Genomic DNA, 15312 nt, shown 5'->3' with positions numbered 1-15312 from the left:
GTCGATGGCACGGGCTGCGATCGAGGATTTTCTTGCCGCGCTGGCGGTGGATCGAGGGGCGGCGGCCAATACGCTGGCCGCCTACCGCCGCGATCTGGAAGGGGCCACGGGGATAATCGGCCCGCTGGAGGATGCGACCCGCGAATCGCTGACCAGGCTGGCACAGGCCTGGACCGATCTCGCCCCGGCGAGCGTCGCCCGCAAGGCATCCGCGCTGCGCCAGTTTTTCGGCTATCTCGAAGACGAGGGGCTGCGGCGCGATAACCCGTCCGCCGCCTTGCCGCGCCCGGTCAAGCGCAGGGGGCTGCCCAAGGTCCTCGATCATTCGGAAATTGCGGCGCTGTTCGCGCAGGCCGAAGCCGAGGCGGAGCAGGGCAAACCCGCCGCGCTGCGGCTGCTCGCCATGGTCGAATTGCTCTACGGCTCCGGCCTGCGCGCGACAGAGCTGGTCGCGCTGCCGCTTGCATCCGTGCCGCGCGATGCGCCTTTCCTCACGATCATCGGCAAGGGCGGCAAGGAAAGGCTTGTGCCTATGGGTACGCGCGCCCGCGCCGCCCTGTCGCGCTGGCTCACGGTGCGCGACGAGAATTCCAAATGGCTGTTTCCCTCGCGCGGACGGCATCTGACGCGCGTGCGGCTGTATCAGATGATCAAGGGCCTGGCGGAGCGCGCAGGCATACCCCCGGCAAAGGTCAGCCCGCACGTCTTGCGCCATGCCTTTGCGACGCACCTGCTCGAAGGGGGGGCGGACCTGCGCACCTTGCAGAGCCTCCTGGGCCATGCGGACATCGCGACCACGCAGATCTATACGCACGTCGAGGCGGCGAAGCTGGTGGCGCTGGTGAACGAAAGACACCCCTTGGCGCACCGTCGTGGCTTGCACATGCCGCAAGGTGCCGATAGCAGCCCCGAATGCTGACTTTTCTCGACTTCGAGAAGCCTGTGGCCCAGCTCCAGGCTCGGATTGCCGAATTGCGCGCCGCCAATGAGGGCGAGCAGATCGATATGGGCGACGAACTCGCCAAGCTGGAGGCGAAAAGCGCCGACCAGTTGAAGGAGATCTATGCGTCACTGTCCCCGTGGCAGAAGACGCAGGTTGCCCGGCATCCGCAGCGCCCGCATTTCCGCGACTACGTCGAGCACGCCTTCACCGATTTCATGCCGCTGGGCGGTGATCGCTATTTCGGCGAAGATGCCGCCATCCTGGGCGGGTTCGCGACGCTGCGCGGGCGCCAGGTCATGCTGATCGGGCACGAAAAGGGCCACGACACGCAGACCCGCCTCAAGCACAATTTCGGGATGGGCAAGCCCGAAGGCTACCGCAAGGCGATCCGCCTGATGGACCTCGCCGGGCGCTTCGGCCTCCCGGTGGTCACACTTGTCGACACCTCGGGGGCGTTTCCCGGGATCGAAGCGGAGGAACGCGGGCAGGCGGAAGCGATCGCGCGCGCTATCGAGGCCTGCCTCGACCTGCCGGTGCCGATGGTCGCGACGATCGTGGGCGAGGGTGGTTCGGGCGGCGCAGTCGCGCTCGCCAGCGCCGAGCGTGTGCTGATGTTCGAACATGCGGTCTATTCGGTGATCTCGCCCGAGGGCTGCGCGTCGATCCTCTGGCGAACCGCAGAGAAGGCTGCCGATGCTGCCGAGGCGATGAAGGTTACGGCGCAGGATCTGAAGGAATTGGGCGTGATCGACCGGATCGTGCCCGAACCTGTCGGCGGCGCGCATCGCGACCCGAAGCTGGCCATCCGTAACCTGGCCGATACCATCGACGACGAACTTGGCGCGCTGGTGGGCAAGGATGTCGCGACATTGCAGAAAAAGCGCGCAGACCGGTACCTCGCCATCGGCGGCTGACCTCCTTTGAAGTGAAATCGGGAACCCCGGACGTGGTGGACCTGTTGAGGGGCCATAGCGCGGGGGAGGTGGTGACTCCCCCGTGATCACGCATCAGGGGAGTTTGCCTAAATGTCTCGTCTTAAGATTCTTGCCGTAGCTTCGCCCATCGCCCTCGCCATGGGGCTTTCCGGTTGTGCCATGGGTGGCGCCATTCCAGGCGCCAACACGCCGATCACGCAGAGCGAGGAACAGCAGGGCCGCGAATATCACAGCCAGATCCTGCAGGAATTCGGCGGTGCGATGCAGGGCAATAGCGCAAACTACGTGCGCGATGTCGGCCAGAAGATCGCCGTGCAGTCCGGCCTTGCCAATACGCCGGGTGCCTTCACCGTCTCGCTCCTCAACAGCTCGGTTAACAACGCCTTCGCGACGACTGGTGGGTATGTCTACACCACGCGCCAGCTGGTGACGCTGATGAACAACGAGGCAGAGCTTGCCGGCGTACTGGGGCACGAGGTCGGCCACGTCGCCGCGCGCCATGCGCAGCGCCGCCAGCAGGCGCAGCAGCAGAACACGCTGCTGGGCGCGGCGGGTGCCATCCTGTCGGGTATCCTGCTCGGCGACAGCCAGCTGGGCTCGACGCTCGGCCGCGCGGCTTTGCAGGGCTCGCAGCTCCTGACGCTGGGCTTCTCGCGCGAGCAGGAGCGCGAGGCGGACGAACTGGGCGTGAGCTATCTGTCGCGCGCCGGGTACGATCCCATGGCGATGAGCACCGTCCTCGAAAGCCTTGCCCGCCAGTCGTCACTCGACGCGCAGCTGCAGGGGCGTGACAACGCGAACCTGCCCGAATGGGCATCGACCCACCCCGATCCCGCAAGCCGTGTGCGGACCACTGCGCAACTTGCCGCAGGCAAGCCCGGCAACGTCCTCAACCGTGAAGTCTTCCTGCGCAATATCGACGGCCTGACCTATGGCGACGATCCCGAGCAGGGGGTGGTCGAAGGGCGCCAGTTCATCCATCCGGACCTGCGCTTTGCTTTCACCGCGCCCGAGGGCTTTTACGTCGTCAACGGCACCGATCAGGTGACGATCAACGGCCAGTCGGGCCAGGCGGAACTGAAGGTCGCGCGGTCGAGCGGCAGCCTGTCGCAATTCGTCAGCCAGGCATTCCAGGCGCTCTCCGGCCAGGGGCAGGCGATCAACCCGCAGATCCAGACCACCACGGTCAACGGTATCCCTGCTGCCTATGGGCAGGCGCGCGCCAACTCGGGCAATACGCAGGTCGATGTGGTGGTGTTCGCCTACGATTTCGGTGGCGGACAGACCTACTACTACCAGGCGATTACCCCGGCGGGGCGCGCGGGCGTATTCACCCCGATGTTCAATTCGTTCCGGCGCATCAGCTCGGCAGAGGCGGCGCAGGTTGTGCCGCGGGTCATCGATGTGGTCACGGTGCGGTCGGGAGATACCGTGTCCTCGCTCGCCCGCCAGATGGCGTACAGCGACGCCCAGGAGGCACGCTTCCGGGTGCTCAACGGGCTTGGTGCGAACGAGGGCCTGCGGGCGGGCCAGCAGGTCAAGATCGTGGTGCGCGGGCGCTAGTCAGCGCATCGCCGGACGCACAAAAAGAAACGGCGGGGATTGCTCCCCGCCGTTTCGTTTTTCTGCGCTCTTGCGAGCGAGAGTGTTCGAAAGTGTCTTACGAACCGCCGCCCATGTCGGTCGACACGGTCGTGAAAGTGTTGCTCAGCTGGTTGCCGAGGCTGCCCATCGCGGTGATCGCGGCGACGGCGATAAGAGCGGCGATGAGGCCATATTCAATGGCGGTCGCGCCCTGGTCGTCGTTCATCAGTTCACGGAAAAACTTCATTATCGGTCTCCTGTTTGCGTCTTCGTTACCCGGCTCTTTCCATGTCCCCTCGGATCGAGCTTCTGCCGGTTTAGGCCCGAAGGGTTGAGAATTTCCTAAGTACCGGCCCCTAAGACCGGTCGACCGCCTCCTGGGAGGTCTCGGTCACGGTGTCCCAGGTCTTGATGACCTCGTTCGAGAAAGTGCCGATCGCACCCACCATCGCCAGGAATACCAGCGCAAGGATCAGGCCGTATTCGACAGCCGTCGCGCCCGACTGGCTGCGCCAAAGCCTTCTCAAGAAGTGCGTCATCCGAAGGCCCCCGTTCTATTGCCTTGGCCATCCGCCTCACCCAAGGTGCGACGAATGATGGGGCCTTCTTTGGCCCATCAGGGTTAACGTGCCGTAAAACCGGGTGATTTGTGTGAAAAGAAATCCGACATACCTGCCCGTCGTGGCCGCTGCGATCGGGCCCGACGGGGAGGGGCGGTGGCTGATGCACCGCCGCCCTGCAGGCAAGGCACACGCGGGTTTATGGGAGTTTCCTGGCGGCAAGATCGAGCCGGGCGAAAGCCCGCGCGAAGCACTGGTGCGCGAGATCGCCGAGGAATGCGGTCTGCGCCTCGATCCCGGCGCGATGCGTGAGCGCGGTTTTGCCGCCGACCACCCGGACACACGCCAGGATGTGCGCCCGATCCTGCTGCTGCTGCTTCATTGTGCCGTGTGGGATGGAGAGGTGCGATCGCTGGAGGGGGGCGAGTGGCGCTGGTGCAGCCTTGCCGAGATAAGTCAGTTGCCCAAGCCACCGCTCGACGCGCGGCTCGCTGCCAGCTTTTCCGGCTAATTTGCGACGGCTTGTGGGCGAATGCCGGAAATCGCCACAAAAGCATTGCCAAGCCGGAATGCCCTGCCTATGTGCGGCGCCTCACAGGCGCCCGTAGCTCAGCTGGATAGAGCACCAGACTACGAATCTGGGGGCCGGAGGTTCGAATCCTTCCGGGCGCGCCATTACCAAAAAGCCCCGGGCCCGTATGGGCGCCGGGGCTTTTTGTAATGGCCTCAGGCAGACGCCATTCCGTGAAGGGCTGGGGCAAGGCCGCCCGTAACGGTGACCCGCGCGCAGCCTCTCAGGCGTCGCTCAGCCGCGTCTCGCCTCGTCCAGTAGCACGGAGGTTACCGGATAGCCGCAGTCGCCGGGAATGCACAGGCTGCGGCCCTGTGGGCTTTCCTCGATAAACGGAACGATGGTGCGCATCGGCGTCGCCTCCGCGTGCGCGCGTGCTTCGCTAAAGCTGTCGAACTGTGCGAGCCGTTCGAGATTGCGGCGGGTGGGGAAGATAACGTCGATCTCGCCGCGATCTGCCGCAATGAGCGCATCGGCCGCACTGGTCCAGAAAAGGCGGGTGTTCTCTCCTGCGTCGACCGCGATTTCGACCGCGCCCGTTCCCAGATCGGCGAGATAGAACCGGGTATCGAACACCCGGCTCAGCCGCTCGTTCTTGGGAAACCAGCGGGCGAAGGGAATGAGGTCTTCTAGAGCGAGCGACCAGCCGAATCGCTCCAGTACGGGCGCAAGGCGCTCCTCTGCTATCACCAGGCTGCGGGCATCGGCGGCACGCGCGGCGTCGATGTCGCCGCGCAGGCCCAGCGCCAGGCCGGTTTCCTCCAGCGTTTCGCGGATTGCGGCGATCCGGTGCGCGGCTTCGTCGGGGTCGCCGGTATCGAGGGTGCGAGCCAGCTCATGGTCGGATGGATCGACGCGGCCGCCGGGAAACACGGCCATCCCGCCGGCAAAGGCGAGCTTCCGGTTGCGAACCTGCATCAGGATTTCGGGAGGAGAGCCACCGGGCGCGCGGCGAAAGATGACCACCGTGGCAGCGGGAATGCCGTCTTGCCCAGAGTCCCGTGCATCACGATTCGTCTCAGCCATCGGGTACGCCTAGCCTCGTGTCGGGATTTCTTACAATGCCCTCATGGTAAACGGATCGGTTAACTACCGCGACCCGCGCAAATACTGCCGACGGCGAAACTGGCACGCGGGATGCATATCAACAGACACCCCTCGATCTTCGTAAAGAGGCGGGGCCAACAGTCTCCTGGCCCCGCCTCCCCGAAATTCCCATACCTGGTACGCTACCGGATCAATCGGCAGTCTTCACACCCTTGTCGGTGAACATCTGCTGCAATTCGCCCGCCTCGAACATCTCGGTCATGATGTCGCTGCCGCCGACGAATTCGCCCTTCACGTAAAGCTGGGGGATCGTCGGCCAGTCGGAAAAGGCCTTGATGCCCTGCCGGATTTCCATGTCCTGCAGCACGTCAACGCTTTCGTACGTCACGCCGCAATGGTCGAGGATGTGCACCGCACGGCTGGAAAAGCCACACTGCGGGAACAGGGGCGTGCCCTTCATGAAAAGGACAACCTCGTTCTCTCCGACGATGCCCGAAATGCGTTCTTTGGTGTCAGTCATTTTTGGAATAAACCACTATTGCTTGCGCTGTTATCGATCACTTGGGAGCCTGCGTGGTCAGTTGCAAGGCGTGGAGCACGCCGCCCATGTTGCCGCCGAGCGCGTCGTAGACCAGCTTGTGCTGCTGAACGCGGCTCTTCCCCGCAAATTGCGGCGCGGTGACCTTGGCCGCCCAGTGATCGTTATCCCCGGCGAGATCGCGCATCTCGACCTCGGCCCCCGGAAGGGCCGCCTGGATCATTCCGACAATCTCGTCCGCCGCCATCGGCATGGGATCAGGCCCCGCCGATCAGCTGGCGACGCGCTTCGACCGCGCATTCGGCCAGCTTGGCGCGCACGGTTGCTTCGTCCACGTCGGTGGCGGCTGCGGTAAGGTCGCCCAGCACCTTGCGGATCACGTCTTCGTCGCCCGCTTCCTCGAAATCGGCCTGCACGACCGCCTTCTTGTAACTGTCGGCTTCCTCTTCGGTGAGGTTCATGAGCCCTGCGGCCCATTCGCCGAGCAGCCTGTTGCGCCGCGCGGCGACCTTGAAGGCGGTTTCTTCGTCGAAAGCGTATTTCGCTTCTTCGCCGCGCTCGCGGTCCTTAAAATCGGTCATTGTTCTGCTGCCCTTTGTAAGAATAATCGCGTCTCGCGTGCCGATAGGCCCGCTTGCGCAGACCGGCAAGCGACCAGCCTATTTGTCCATCTTCACCACAAGCTTGCCCACCGCCTGGCGGTTTTCAAGCTTCTCGATCGCCTTGTGCGCATCGTCGAGACTGTAGGTTTCGCTCACCTGCGGGCTGATCTTGCCATCCTGCCACAGTTCGAACAGCTCGGCGATGTTCTGCGCATTGCGCTGCGGTTCGCGCGCGGCGAAGGCACCCCAGAACACGCCGCGGATGTCGCAGCTCTTCAGCAGGGTGAGGTTGAGCGGCATCTTCGCGATCCCCGCCGGGAAGCCGATCACTAGGAAACGGCCTTCCCATGCGATCGAGCGCAGCGCGGGTTCGGAATAGTCGCCGCCGACGATGTCGACCACGATATCCGCCCCGTTCGGGCCGACCGCGGCCTTGAAATCGCCCGCGAGCGCCTTCGAAGCATCCTTGTCGAACGGTGCGCGCCCGTAGACGACCGTTTCGTCTGCGCCTGCGTCTTTCGCGACCTTGGCTTTCTCATCGCTCGAAACGGCTGCGACGACCTTCGCGCCGTAGGCCTTGGCCAACTCGATCGAGGCAAGGCCGACGCCGCCGGCGGCACCCAGAACCAGCACGGTATCGCCCGGCTTGATATCCCCGCGATCCTTCAGCGCGTGGATCATCGTGCCGTAGGTCATCAGCAGCGCCGATGCTTCGACCAGATCGACCCCTTCTGGCACCTTGAACAACCGTTCTGCACCGATCACCGCCTGTTCGCGCAGTCCTCCGCTGCCAATGCCGGAGAGGACACGGTCGCCGACCTTCCAGCCTTCGACATCTTCGCCGACCGCCGCGATCGTACCCGAAATCTCGCCACCGGGCGAATAGGGCCGCTCCGGCTTGAACTGGTAGAGGTCGCGGATCATCAGCGTGTCGGGGAAATTGATCGCGCACGCGGCGATATCGACCAGCACCTCGCCCTTACCGGGCGTGGGCGTATCGATGTCTTCCACGACGAGCGTCTCTGGCCCGCCCACTTCCTTTGTCAGCACGGCTTTCATGGGGTCTTCTCCCTTATGGTCTGGTCGGTCGGCCGAGCGGTCGCAGGGCCGGTCGCTTAATCTGTCTGAGGGTCTTCGCCGGAGGGAATGGGCGGCAATTGCCGATCCGCCTTTTCGTCTTCGGTAGAGGATTTGCGCCGCTTCCCGGCATACATCAGCGCGGCTGCGATAGCGGCGGATCCGATTGCGGCACCGGCGGCGATGGCCGCGCTGGAGAGGCCCTTGTTGTTCTTGCTCATACCACTCCTAGTGCATGGGCGGCGATTTCGTTGCAAGCAATGTGCAACACGTGGCGCAAAATGCAGAGAAATTTGCGCGATTGTAATGGTGCCGTAAGGTGTGGCGTGTTAGCTTACACTCATGTCAGCAAAGCCCTTCGCCTTTCCGATCGCCATCAAGCCCGCCGACATCGATTTCATGGGGCATGTCAACAATGCCCGCTATCTTGGCTGGGTGCAGGATGCGGTGCTGGCGCACTGGCAGAAATTCGCGCCTGCCGAAGCAGTGGCAGAGCGTGCATGGGTCGCTCTGAAACACGAGATTACCTACCGCAAGCCCGCGTTTCTCGAAGACGACATCATCGCGCGCACCGTGCTGGAAAGCACCCGCGGTGCCCGCGCGTTCTATCACACCGTGATCGAACGGGGCGGCGAAGTGCTGGCCGAGGTCAAGTCGAGCTGGTGCTGCATCGACGCGGAAAGCCTGCGTCCGGCACGGATCGGCGAAGAGATCGCACGCCACTTTTTCCCGCCTGCGGAATAGACTATATCGCGCGCCATGCAGGTGCTCGTCCCCCTCCTGATCGTACTCGCCACCATCGCCGCGATGGAGTGGGTCGCGTGGGCGAGCCACAAGTATATCATGCACGGCTTCGGCTGGGGCTGGCACCGCGATCACCACGAACCGCACGACAAGATGTTCGAGAAGAACGATCTTTACGGCGTGGTCGGCGCTGCGATGAGCATCTCGATGTTCATGCTCGGCAGTCCGCTGGTGGCGGGCGATTATGCCTGGCCGCCCGCAACGTGGATCGGGCTCGGCATCCTTGGCTACGGGATCATCTACACGCTGGTTCACGATGGCCTCGTCCACCAGCGCTATTTCCGGTACGTGCCCAAGCGCGGTTATGCCAAGCGGCTGGTGCAGGCGCACAAGCTGCACCACGCGACCATCGGCAAGGAGGGCGGGGTGAGCTTCGGCTTCGTGCTCCCGCAAGACCCGGCCAAGCTGAAGGCCGAACTCAAGCGCCAGCGCGAGGCGGGCGAGGCGGTGGTGCGCGAAAGCGCGGGGGCCTGAAGATACGCGAGCTACGCCGCACCTGCGTGCTTGCTCCTGCCGCTCGGCCCACCTATCCAGTCGCATCGGGCCGCGGATCGCGTCCTGTGCATTCACCCTGAGGCCCGTTGCTCCAGCCAGAGACTCTTCGCGATCATCCGCTGTTCGAGCCCCTGCGCAGCGAGCGCGGGCGGCGGGTGGTCGGGCTTGTCGCCGCGCTGCTGATCGAGGCGATCTTGCTGATCGTGCTGCTGACGCTGAACATCCATAACGAACCGACCGCCGCACCGGGCAGTCTCACCGTGGTCGATCTCAAGGCACAGGAAGAGCCGCAGGAGGATCGCGAGCAGCCCGAACAGGAGCCGAACGACACCGCGCAGCCGACCCAGCAGCCAGCGCCGACGGAGGACATGCCCGTCGAGCGTCCCGAGCCGGTGCAACCCGAGGCCGTCGCGCCCGCGCCACCGATCGCGCAGGCGGTGATTCCCACGCCGTTCAAGCTGCCGTCGCCCAAGGAGCCTGAGCGTCCGGCCCAGGCTGAAGCACCCAAGCAGGTCTATGGGCCGGTCGACACGGGTTCGCAGTCGGGGATTCCCGATTCCAAGGTGGTCGGCACCGCGCCCAACGGCGAACCGCTCTACGCTGCGCGCTGGTATCGCGAACCGTATGACGGCGAATTATCCGGCTATCTCTCCACCGCGAACGGGCCAGGCTGGGGCCTGATCGCGTGCAAGACCGCGCCGCAATTTCGCGTGGTCGATTGCGTCCCGATCGAGGAATCCCCGCGTGGATCGATGATAAACCGCGCGATCCTGGCAGCCGCGTGGCAATTTCGCGTTCGCCCGCCGATGCTCGGCGGAAAGCCCCAGATCGGCAGCTGGGTGCGCATCCGTATCGACTACAGAAGCCGACTTTGATGCCGGGGGATTAGCTCGCCGCAATCCGCGCGGCGTGTTCTTTGACCAGCGCGATCATGTTGGGCACGCCCTGCGTTCGGTTGCTCGACAGCTGGTTCTTGAGATCGAAGGGGTCGAGCGCGCCGACCACGTCCATCTGCGCCACTTCGGTGGCGGGCTTGTCCTGCACGGCGGCAATTACCAGCGCGACGATGCCCTTGGTGATCGCCGCGTTGCTATCTGCCAGGAAGTGCAGCTTGTCGGCCTCACCGGTCGGATAGACCCACACGGCGGCCGAGCAGCCGCGCACCAGCGTGGCGTCGGTTTTCAGCGCTTGCGGCATCTCCTCCAGCTCGCGCCCCAGCTCGATCAGCAGGCGATAGCGTTCGTCGCCTTCGAGGAACTCGTATTCTTCGCGGATATCATCGAGGCTACGCATGCGGGGCATTTAGCAATAAACCCTCGCCCCTCAAGGGCAGAGGAAGCAGTGGTTACGCCAGCTACCCTCTCGTCATCGCGAGCGGCGAAGCCGCGCGGCGATTAATGGACCGCCGCATTCGCACGTGCAGCGCACTGGATAGGCCTTTGGCCAGCTTCGCTTCGCCGCGGCGACTGTGTCGCCTCGCAAAGACGAATTTGCTTAGCCCGAAAGCCCGCCAGGCCGCGTGAGGGCGTAGTAGATCACGTAAAACCACGAGAGGAAGCCGTGGACGATCGCCCAGACGATCGACTGGTGCAGCGACCATGAGATCGCGACGGCGATGGCGCTGCCGAGCCCGATGCCGGCCTGCGCGGCCTGGCTCTTCGCGCCGCTCACAGATCGACCCCGTTGGCGATGGCTTCCAGCTTGCGGATGCGTTCACGCATGTCGGCGAGGGCGATCGGCCCGGCACCGCGCTGATCGTCGGGTTCGCGGTGGCCCTTCGCGGCGGCGTCCAGCTCGCGGCGCTTCAGCGCCAGCCAGCCTTCCCACGCGCGCAGCAGTGCCGCAGCGACGAGGCCGAGGCCGAGAAGCGATGTGGCGGCGATAACGAGTGTCGGCTCCATGACGTCAATCCTCCTTCGTGCGATCGGTGCCGCTTGCGGCCCTCCTCAGTCCTGCTCTTCGCGCAGGGCGTCTATTTCGGCGGAGATGCGGGCGCGTTCGCGCGCATCGACGCTGTTCTTGTCGTAGGCAATCCGTTCGAGCACCGCGATCCGCTCTTTCAGGGCGGAGATTTCGCGCTCGGCTTCATCGTCGCGGTGACGTTCGCGTTCGCGCGGCTGGTTCAGCGTGCGCTGCTCGCTCGAGTGGCGTTCGAGAAAGGCATCGCTGTGGTATCGTGCGCGCAGCACCTTGGCGGCGGCGGCAATCAGCACGATCAGGACGATAGCGGCAGGCCAGCTCATCAGTGGGCATCCTTTCTTTCGCGAAGAGATTCGATTTCGTGGGTCAGCGAATACCCGCTGTCGGTCACGATCCGCTCGACGTTGCCCAGCCGATCCTTGATCGACCCCAGTTCGGCGCGAAGTTGCGCATTTTCCTGAGTCAGCAGTTTGAGGCGTTCTTTCGATTCCTCGCTGTTGCTCGGGTGGATCGGCACGCCCCACATGGTTTCCAGCGGATAGCCATGCTTGATCTTCAGCCGGGTGGTGTGGATCCAGCCGAACAGGCCTGCGCCACCGATCATCATCCCGCCGAGCACGGCGATGATGGGGATCATTGCTCCATCCATCACACCTTCTCCCTTTTGCCGATGTCCAGCGGAACCCCGCTGCTCTCGTCCCTGCGCAGCGCCTCGATCTCGTCGGAGAGCGAATAGCCGCGATCGGTGACGATCTTTTCGAGCACCTTCAGCCGCTCCGCATGATCCTCCAGCCGCTGCGTCAGCTGGGCATTCTCGCCGCGCAGGCTCTCGATCTCGGCTGACTTGTCCGCACGGGAGGTCTTGCCGCCCCATTCGTCTTCCAGATCGTAGCCGTGGGTGGCGCGGATCCAGTTGTTGATGAGCCACCCGGCGGTGCACAGCGCGATGATGACGACGATCATGCCGGGGCCGCTGAGAAGCTCGTTCATCAGGCGCGCTCCCGGCTTTCGAAGGAGAGTGGCGTGCCGCTGGCGGCGTCATCCATGCTCCGTGCATCGCGCAGGGCCTCGATCTGGGTGGCGACGTCGTAGCCCTTGTCGGTGACGATACGTTCGAGCACCTGGACCCGGTCTTCGAGCCGCTGGATCTGCGTCGCGTATTGCGCGGCCTTTTCAGCAGTGGTCGCTGCGGTCGTCTCGAGACCCATCTCCGCCAGCTTCTGCTGGTGCTTGGTCCAGATGGCCACCATCGGGATCATCAGCGCGAAGATCGGGATGAGCAGGGCGAGTATGCCTTCCATTCTAAAGTCTCCCCTTGTTGGGTTCTGGTGTCAGCGCAGGCGCTCGATCTCGGCGTCGAGGCGAGGGTTGGAGCTGACATAGTGCTCCTCCACATTCGCCAGGCGACGGTCGATCTCGCGCAGCTTGCCGCGGATTTCGCGTGCGGTACGGTTCGGATTGGCGCGGACGCTCTGCCAGTACTTCTGTTCCTTCACGTCGGACGTGTAGAGGTGCGATGGCTTCTTGCTCAGCAGCATGCCCATGATGAAGTAGGCAGGCAGGGTGACCGGGGCGGCACCGGCGATGGTCGAAACCGCCCAGGCGAGCCGCCACCACAGCGCATCGATCCCGGTATAGTCAGCGAGCCCGGCGCAGACGCCCATTAGCTTGGCGTTCTTCTCGTCTTTGTAGAGCGTGGTGCGAGACGTGTTCATGCGCGGGTTCCCTTATGTTCGGCGCGCTTGCGGGCGAGCAGCGCTTCCAGTTCGTCGAGTTCCTCGTTGTCGGCCTTGTTGTCGGCGATCAGGCGGGCGGGCTTGAAGTCGGCGTGGTCGTGGGCGACCAGTCGCTCGACCGTGTCCATCCGGTCGTCGAGCCGTTTGGTGAGCGCGTAGAGCTCTTCCAGCAGGGCCTCGTCATCGGTGGTGATGCCACCGCCGGCGGTCTTCCACTTGGTGATGTAGTGAAAGATCAGCCACGGCAGTCCGATGAACAGAATGCTGCAGACGAAGACTGGGACAAGGATCTCGTCCATGGCTTATTCTCCCTTCTTCGCGTCGTCGGCCCCTTTGCCGAGCGCGCGTTTCATTTCTTCCAGCTCCTCGTCGACCTTGTCCGATCCTGCGAGGGCGGCGATTTCGTCGGACAGCGAAAGCTTGCCGCTCTCGCTTTCCATCTTGAGCTGCTCGGCACGGCCTTCCGCGTAGTCGACCCGGCGTTCGAGCGAGTCGAAGCGGGTGAGCGCTTCGTCGACCCGCTCGGTCGTCATCAGGCTGCGCAGCTTCACGCGGTTCTCCGCGCTTTCGAGCCGGGCGGCAATCTGCGACTGGCGGCTGCGCGCTTCGCGCAGGCGGCTCTGCAGCTTGTGGATGTCTTCCTCGTACGCCCGCAGAGAATCGTCGAGCACGCCGATTTCGGCCTTGAGCTGTTCGCTCATGTCGGCGGCCTTCTTGCGTTCGACCAGCGCCGCGCGGGCCAGGTCTTCGCGGTCCTTCGAAAGCGCGAGTTGCGCCTTCTCGGACCAGTCGGCCTGCAGCCGGTCGAGCTTGATCGTGTGGCGGTGCATTTCCTTCTGGTCGGCGATCGTGCGCGCGGCACTCGCGCGGACTTCGACCAGGGTTTCCTCCATTTCGAGGATGATCATGCGGATCATCTTCGACGGATCGTCTGCCTTATCCAGCATTTCGTTGAAATTGGCCGCGATGATGTCGCGGGTGCGGCTAAAGATGCCCATGAAGCCTCCGGTGTAGAATGGGGTGCCGCCCGCCGCGCTGCCTTCGCTTGCGAAGGGGCTCTGCGTGGGGGTGGGGCTGCGGCGCAACCGTTCGACCTCGTTGTCGAGGCGCGAGGTGCGGCCAATGCGGCCGGGCGGGTCGGTATGGTCGGTCATGCCAGTTCCACCGTCTGTAGCACGAGCGGGCTGCTGGTTTGAGTAGCATCTGCGGACAGCGGATTCACTGCGACCAACGCCGCGGTTGCCAGGATCGTGACCAGTACGGCCTTGCCGAAAATGCGCTTTGACTGGGCTTGTTCTTGCATGATCGCGGTCCTTGTTTGGTGTTGCTCCATACTTTGCAACCCGCGTGCCAAACTCGGAATAGAGCGGAAATCTGCCATTGCTGAAGAAATCGACGAATGACATATTGGTGATAATTGCCAAGGCTTGGTGCTCAGCGCTATATTGCGGGTATGGAGCGGGACAATCAGTTCGTCGGGCAATCGCTCGCCTTCCTCGACGCGGTCGAGCGGACGAGTCGTGCTGCAGCCTTGCAGCGCCCGGTGCTGGTTATCGGGGAGCGCGGGACGGGCAAGGAACTGATCGCCGAACGTCTCCATCGTCTGAGCCCGCGCTGGGGCGAGCCGCTGATAACGATGAACTGCGCCGCACTGCCTGAAACGCTGATCGAGGCCGAGCTGTTCGGGCACGAGGCGGGCGCCTTCACCGGCGCGACCCGCTCCCGCGAAGGCCGGTTCGAGGAGGCGCATGGCGGCACGCTGTTCCTCGATGAACTGGCGACGCTTTCCATGGCGGCGCAGGAGCGGCTGTTGCGCGCGGTGGAATATGGCGAGGTGACGCGGATAGGCTCCTCGCGCCCGATGCGGGTGGATGTCCGCATCGTCGCCGCGACGAACGAGGATCTGCCGACCAAGGCCGAGCGCGGGGAATTTCGCGCCGACCTGCTCGACCGGCTGAGTTTCGAGGTCATCACCTTGCCCCCGCTGCGCGTGCGCGAGGGCGATATCGCAGTGCTGGCCGACTATTTCGGGCGGCGAATGGCCGCCGAGCTGGGCTGGGAGGCCTGGCCCGGCTACGCGGAGCATGTCGCGACCGAGCTGGAGGAACACCCCTGGCCCGGCAACGTGCGTGAGCTGCGCAACGTGATCGAGCGCGCGGTCTATCGCTGGGATGATCCCGAGACCCCGGTGGGCCATATCGTGTTCGATCCGTTCGACAGCCCGTGGAAGCCCGAGGCTTCCACGACGCCCGCAAGAAGTACGTCGGACACTGCGAGCGGCGGTGCCGCAACGCCGCGGCCCGATTTCGAGGACATCGCCGACCTTCGCGCGGCGGTCGACAGCCACGAACGCTCGATCGTCGAACATGCGCTTGGCAAGCATCGCTGGAACCAGCGGCAGACCGCCAAGGCGCTGGGCCTCAGCTACGACCAGCTGCGACACTGCATCAAGAAACATGGGCTTATGGAAGAGAGCGGGTGAGCGGAGCAGGGGAGGCGT

General features: G+C 64.2%; 27 protein-coding genes and 1 tRNA gene. 9 read left to right on the top strand and 19 right to left on the bottom strand.

Annotation, left to right across the window (positions count from 1 at the left end):
- Positions 1 to 4 precede the first annotated feature (4 nt).
- The 3 genes from AAG591_RS04775 to AAG591_RS04765 all read left to right on the top strand — a co-directional run bounded on the left by AAG591_RS04775 (position 5) and on the right by AAG591_RS04765 (position 3441).
- Positions 5 to 919 carry a tyrosine recombinase gene (locus AAG591_RS04775; protein ID WP_342529862.1) on the top strand — a complete coding sequence of 305 codons (915 nt, stop codon included), beginning with the start codon at positions 5 to 7 and terminating at the stop codon, positions 917 to 919.
- Positions 913 to 1857 carry an acetyl-CoA carboxylase carboxyltransferase subunit alpha gene (locus tag AAG591_RS04770; RefSeq protein ID WP_342529861.1) on the top strand — a complete coding sequence of 315 codons (945 nt, stop codon included), beginning with the start codon at positions 913 to 915 and terminating at the stop codon, positions 1855 to 1857. The genes AAG591_RS04775 and AAG591_RS04770 overlap by 7 nt, the downstream gene beginning before the upstream one ends.
- A gap of 111 nt (positions 1858 to 1968) precedes the next feature.
- On the top strand, positions 1969 to 3441 hold the full coding sequence (locus AAG591_RS04765) for a M48 family metalloprotease (protein ID WP_342529859.1): 1473 nt from the start codon (positions 1969 to 1971) through the stop codon (positions 3439 to 3441).
- Positions 3442 to 3538: 97 nt separating this feature from the next.
- Here AAG591_RS04765 and AAG591_RS04760 read toward each other — a convergent pair whose 3' ends face one another.
- Together AAG591_RS04760 and AAG591_RS04755 are read right to left on the bottom strand one after the other, a co-directional pair.
- Positions 3539 to 3709 (bottom strand): Flp family type IVb pilin, encoded by a 171-nt coding sequence (locus AAG591_RS04760; protein ID WP_342529857.1) that lies wholly within the window; start codon positions 3707 to 3709, stop codon positions 3539 to 3541.
- 109 nt (positions 3710 to 3818) lie between these two features.
- Positions 3819 to 4001 carry a Flp family type IVb pilin gene (locus AAG591_RS04755; protein ID WP_342529855.1) on the bottom strand — a complete coding sequence of 61 codons (183 nt, stop codon included), beginning with the start codon at positions 3999 to 4001 and terminating at the stop codon, positions 3819 to 3821.
- A 112-nt stretch (positions 4002 to 4113) separates the two neighbouring features.
- On the opposite strand from AAG591_RS04755, the gene AAG591_RS04750 reads away from it, so the two are divergent.
- Positions 4114 to 4533, top strand: a complete 420-nt coding sequence (locus tag AAG591_RS04750) for a (deoxy)nucleoside triphosphate pyrophosphohydrolase (RefSeq protein ID WP_342529854.1) — start codon at positions 4114 to 4116, stop codon at positions 4531 to 4533.
- An 87-nt stretch (positions 4534 to 4620) separates the two neighbouring features.
- Positions 4621 to 4697 (top strand) — tRNA-Arg (locus AAG591_RS04745).
- A 130-nt stretch (positions 4698 to 4827) separates the two neighbouring features.
- Here AAG591_RS04745 and AAG591_RS04740 read toward each other — a convergent pair.
- The 6 genes from AAG591_RS04740 to AAG591_RS04715 all read right to left on the bottom strand — a co-directional run bounded on the left by AAG591_RS04740 (position 4828) and on the right by AAG591_RS04715 (position 8078).
- Entirely contained in the window at positions 4828 to 5619 is a 792-nt protein-coding gene (locus tag AAG591_RS04740) for an NUDIX hydrolase (RefSeq protein ID WP_342529853.1), read from the bottom strand.
- Between the two features lie 211 nt (positions 5620 to 5830).
- A complete protein-coding gene (grxD, locus tag AAG591_RS04735; RefSeq protein WP_342529852.1) occupies positions 5831 to 6160 on the bottom strand; it encodes a Grx4 family monothiol glutaredoxin in 330 nt (109 codons plus the stop codon).
- Positions 6161 to 6197: 37 nt separating this feature from the next.
- The gene (locus AAG591_RS04730; RefSeq protein WP_342529850.1) at positions 6198 to 6431 is read right to left on the bottom strand and encodes a BolA/IbaG family iron-sulfur metabolism protein; all 234 of its coding nucleotides are present in this window, start codon (positions 6429 to 6431) and stop codon (positions 6198 to 6200) included.
- Between the two features lie 4 nt (positions 6432 to 6435).
- Positions 6436 to 6759 (bottom strand): DUF1476 domain-containing protein, encoded by a 324-nt coding sequence (locus AAG591_RS04725; protein ID WP_342529848.1) that lies wholly within the window; start codon positions 6757 to 6759, stop codon positions 6436 to 6438.
- Between the two features lie 78 nt (positions 6760 to 6837).
- Complete coding sequence (locus AAG591_RS04720; protein ID WP_342529847.1) at positions 6838 to 7839, bottom strand: NADPH:quinone oxidoreductase family protein; 1002 nt, start codon at positions 7837 to 7839, stop codon at positions 6838 to 6840.
- A 56-nt stretch (positions 7840 to 7895) separates the two neighbouring features.
- Positions 7896 to 8078 (bottom strand): hypothetical protein, encoded by a 183-nt coding sequence (locus AAG591_RS04715; RefSeq protein ID WP_342529846.1) that lies wholly within the window; start codon positions 8076 to 8078, stop codon positions 7896 to 7898.
- A gap of 121 nt (positions 8079 to 8199) precedes the next feature.
- On the opposite strand from AAG591_RS04715, the gene AAG591_RS04710 reads away from it, so the two are divergent.
- The 3 genes from AAG591_RS04710 to AAG591_RS04700 all read left to right on the top strand — a co-directional run bounded on the left by AAG591_RS04710 (position 8200) and on the right by AAG591_RS04700 (position 10031).
- On the top strand, positions 8200 to 8601 hold the full coding sequence (locus AAG591_RS04710; RefSeq protein WP_342529845.1) for an acyl-CoA thioesterase: 402 nt from the start codon (positions 8200 to 8202) through the stop codon (positions 8599 to 8601).
- A gap of 15 nt (positions 8602 to 8616) precedes the next feature.
- Positions 8617 to 9135 (top strand): sterol desaturase family protein, encoded by a 519-nt coding sequence (locus AAG591_RS04705; protein WP_342529844.1) that lies wholly within the window; start codon positions 8617 to 8619, stop codon positions 9133 to 9135.
- 107 nt (positions 9136 to 9242) lie between these two features.
- The gene (locus AAG591_RS04700) at positions 9243 to 10031 is read left to right on the top strand and encodes a hypothetical protein (RefSeq protein ID WP_342529843.1); all 789 of its coding nucleotides are present in this window, start codon (positions 9243 to 9245) and stop codon (positions 10029 to 10031) included.
- Between the two features lie 10 nt (positions 10032 to 10041).
- On the opposite strand, the gene AAG591_RS04695 is transcribed toward AAG591_RS04700, so the two are convergent.
- From AAG591_RS04695 to AAG591_RS04645, 11 genes are all read right to left on the bottom strand, one after another.
- The gene (locus AAG591_RS04695) at positions 10042 to 10449 is read right to left on the bottom strand and encodes a SufE family protein (RefSeq protein WP_342529842.1); all 408 of its coding nucleotides are present in this window, start codon (positions 10447 to 10449) and stop codon (positions 10042 to 10044) included.
- A 201-nt stretch (positions 10450 to 10650) separates the two neighbouring features.
- A complete protein-coding gene (locus AAG591_RS04690) occupies positions 10651 to 10827 on the bottom strand; it encodes a hypothetical protein (protein ID WP_342529841.1) in 177 nt (58 codons plus the stop codon).
- Positions 10824 to 11057 (bottom strand): hypothetical protein, encoded by a 234-nt coding sequence (locus tag AAG591_RS04685; protein WP_342529840.1) that lies wholly within the window; start codon positions 11055 to 11057, stop codon positions 10824 to 10826. Before AAG591_RS04685 ends, AAG591_RS04690 begins: the two co-directional genes overlap by 4 nt.
- Before the next feature lie 45 nt (positions 11058 to 11102).
- Positions 11103 to 11399 (bottom strand): hypothetical protein, encoded by a 297-nt coding sequence (locus AAG591_RS04680; protein WP_342529839.1) that lies wholly within the window; start codon positions 11397 to 11399, stop codon positions 11103 to 11105.
- Positions 11399 to 11713, bottom strand: coding sequence for a hypothetical protein (locus AAG591_RS04675; protein ID WP_342529838.1), 315 nt, complete (start codon positions 11711 to 11713; stop codon positions 11399 to 11401). The genes AAG591_RS04680 and AAG591_RS04675 overlap by 1 nt, the downstream gene beginning before the upstream one ends.
- A gap of 11 nt (positions 11714 to 11724) precedes the next feature.
- Positions 11725 to 12066: a hypothetical protein gene (locus tag AAG591_RS04670; protein ID WP_342529837.1), complete on the bottom strand. Its 342-nt coding sequence runs from the start codon at positions 12064 to 12066 to the stop codon at positions 11725 to 11727.
- On the bottom strand, positions 12066 to 12377 hold the full coding sequence (locus AAG591_RS04665; RefSeq protein WP_342529836.1) for a hypothetical protein: 312 nt from the start codon (positions 12375 to 12377) through the stop codon (positions 12066 to 12068). Before AAG591_RS04665 ends, AAG591_RS04670 begins: the two co-directional genes overlap by 1 nt.
- 30 nt (positions 12378 to 12407) lie before the next feature.
- A complete protein-coding gene (pspC, locus tag AAG591_RS04660; RefSeq protein ID WP_342529835.1) occupies positions 12408 to 12791 on the bottom strand; it encodes an envelope stress response membrane protein PspC in 384 nt (127 codons plus the stop codon).
- A complete protein-coding gene (pspB, locus tag AAG591_RS04655) occupies positions 12788 to 13111 on the bottom strand; it encodes an envelope stress response membrane protein PspB (protein WP_342529834.1) in 324 nt (107 codons plus the stop codon). The genes pspC and pspB overlap by 4 nt, the downstream gene beginning before the upstream one ends.
- Positions 13112 to 13114: 3 nt before the next feature.
- Positions 13115 to 13966, bottom strand: coding sequence for a phage shock protein PspA (gene pspA / locus AAG591_RS04650; protein ID WP_342529833.1), 852 nt, complete (start codon positions 13964 to 13966; stop codon positions 13115 to 13117).
- Positions 13963 to 14295 (bottom strand): hypothetical protein, encoded by a 333-nt coding sequence (locus tag AAG591_RS04645; RefSeq protein WP_342529832.1) that lies wholly within the window; start codon positions 14293 to 14295, stop codon positions 13963 to 13965. The genes pspA and AAG591_RS04645 overlap by 4 nt, the downstream gene beginning before the upstream one ends.
- Here AAG591_RS04645 and pspF point away from each other — a divergent pair.
- Positions 14266 to 15294 (top strand): phage shock protein operon transcriptional activator, encoded by a 1029-nt coding sequence (pspF, locus tag AAG591_RS04640; RefSeq protein WP_342529831.1) that lies wholly within the window; start codon positions 14266 to 14268, stop codon positions 15292 to 15294. The genes AAG591_RS04645 and pspF overlap by 30 nt on opposite strands.
- Positions 15295 to 15312 lie beyond the last annotated feature (18 nt).

It is taken from the genome of Citromicrobium bathyomarinum, assembly GCF_038594485.1.
GTDB lineage: Bacteria > Pseudomonadota > Alphaproteobacteria > Sphingomonadales > Sphingomonadaceae > Alteriqipengyuania > Alteriqipengyuania bathyomarina_A.
This window is presented reverse-complemented; position numbering and strand designations above follow the sequence as displayed.

What these genes read in the sequence shown, in the direction of transcription:
- pspB (WP_342529834.1), bottom strand. Translation starts at nt 13,111, where the DNA reads ATGGACGAGATCCTTGTCCCAGTCTTCGTCTGCAGCATTCTGTTCATC.
- AAG591_RS04715 (WP_342529846.1), bottom strand. Translation starts at nt 8,078, where the DNA reads ATGAGCAAGAACAACAAGGGCCTCTCCAGCGCGGCCATCGCCGCCGGT.
- AAG591_RS04705 (WP_342529844.1), top strand. Translation starts at nt 8,617, where the DNA reads ATGCAGGTGCTCGTCCCCCTCCTGATCGTACTCGCCACCATCGCCGCG.
- AAG591_RS04765 (WP_342529859.1), top strand. Translation starts at nt 1,969, where the DNA reads ATGTCTCGTCTTAAGATTCTTGCCGTAGCTTCGCCCATCGCCCTCGCC.
- AAG591_RS04770 (WP_342529861.1), top strand. Translation starts at nt 913, where the DNA reads ATGCTGACTTTTCTCGACTTCGAGAAGCCTGTGGCCCAGCTCCAGGCT.
- pspC (WP_342529835.1), bottom strand. Translation starts at nt 12,791, where the DNA reads ATGAACACGTCTCGCACCACGCTCTACAAAGACGAGAAGAACGCCAAG.
- AAG591_RS04670 (WP_342529837.1), bottom strand. Translation starts at nt 12,066, where the DNA reads ATGAACGAGCTTCTCAGCGGCCCCGGCATGATCGTCGTCATCATCGCG.
- AAG591_RS04755 (WP_342529855.1), bottom strand. Translation starts at nt 4,001, where the DNA reads ATGACGCACTTCTTGAGAAGGCTTTGGCGCAGCCAGTCGGGCGCGACG.
- AAG591_RS04720 (WP_342529847.1), bottom strand. Translation starts at nt 7,839, where the DNA reads ATGAAAGCCGTGCTGACAAAGGAAGTGGGCGGGCCAGAGACGCTCGTC.
- AAG591_RS04675 (WP_342529838.1), bottom strand. Translation starts at nt 11,713, where the DNA reads ATGATCCCCATCATCGCCGTGCTCGGCGGGATGATGATCGGTGGCGCA.
- AAG591_RS04760 (WP_342529857.1), bottom strand. Translation starts at nt 3,709, where the DNA reads ATGAAGTTTTTCCGTGAACTGATGAACGACGACCAGGGCGCGACCGCC.
- AAG591_RS04775 (WP_342529862.1), top strand. Translation starts at nt 5, where the DNA reads ATGGCACGGGCTGCGATCGAGGATTTTCTTGCCGCGCTGGCGGTGGAT.
- pspF (WP_342529831.1), top strand. Translation starts at nt 14,266, where the DNA reads ATGGAGCGGGACAATCAGTTCGTCGGGCAATCGCTCGCCTTCCTCGAC.
- AAG591_RS04725 (WP_342529848.1), bottom strand. Translation starts at nt 6,759, where the DNA reads ATGACCGATTTTAAGGACCGCGAGCGCGGCGAAGAAGCGAAATACGCT.
- AAG591_RS04680 (WP_342529839.1), bottom strand. Translation starts at nt 11,399, where the DNA reads ATGAGCTGGCCTGCCGCTATCGTCCTGATCGTGCTGATTGCCGCCGCC.
- AAG591_RS04740 (WP_342529853.1), bottom strand. Translation starts at nt 5,619, where the DNA reads ATGGCTGAGACGAATCGTGATGCACGGGACTCTGGGCAAGACGGCATT.
- pspA (WP_342529833.1), bottom strand. Translation starts at nt 13,966, where the DNA reads ATGACCGACCATACCGACCCGCCCGGCCGCATTGGCCGCACCTCGCGC.
- grxD (WP_342529852.1), bottom strand. Translation starts at nt 6,160, where the DNA reads ATGACTGACACCAAAGAACGCATTTCGGGCATCGTCGGAGAGAACGAG.
- AAG591_RS04695 (WP_342529842.1), bottom strand. Translation starts at nt 10,449, where the DNA reads ATGCGTAGCCTCGATGATATCCGCGAAGAATACGAGTTCCTCGAAGGC.
- AAG591_RS04710 (WP_342529845.1), top strand. Translation starts at nt 8,200, where the DNA reads ATGTCAGCAAAGCCCTTCGCCTTTCCGATCGCCATCAAGCCCGCCGAC.
- AAG591_RS04665 (WP_342529836.1), bottom strand. Translation starts at nt 12,377, where the DNA reads ATGGAAGGCATACTCGCCCTGCTCATCCCGATCTTCGCGCTGATGATC.
- AAG591_RS04685 (WP_342529840.1), bottom strand. Translation starts at nt 11,057, where the DNA reads ATGGAGCCGACACTCGTTATCGCCGCCACATCGCTTCTCGGCCTCGGC.
- AAG591_RS04730 (WP_342529850.1), bottom strand. Translation starts at nt 6,431, where the DNA reads ATGCCGATGGCGGCGGACGAGATTGTCGGAATGATCCAGGCGGCCCTT.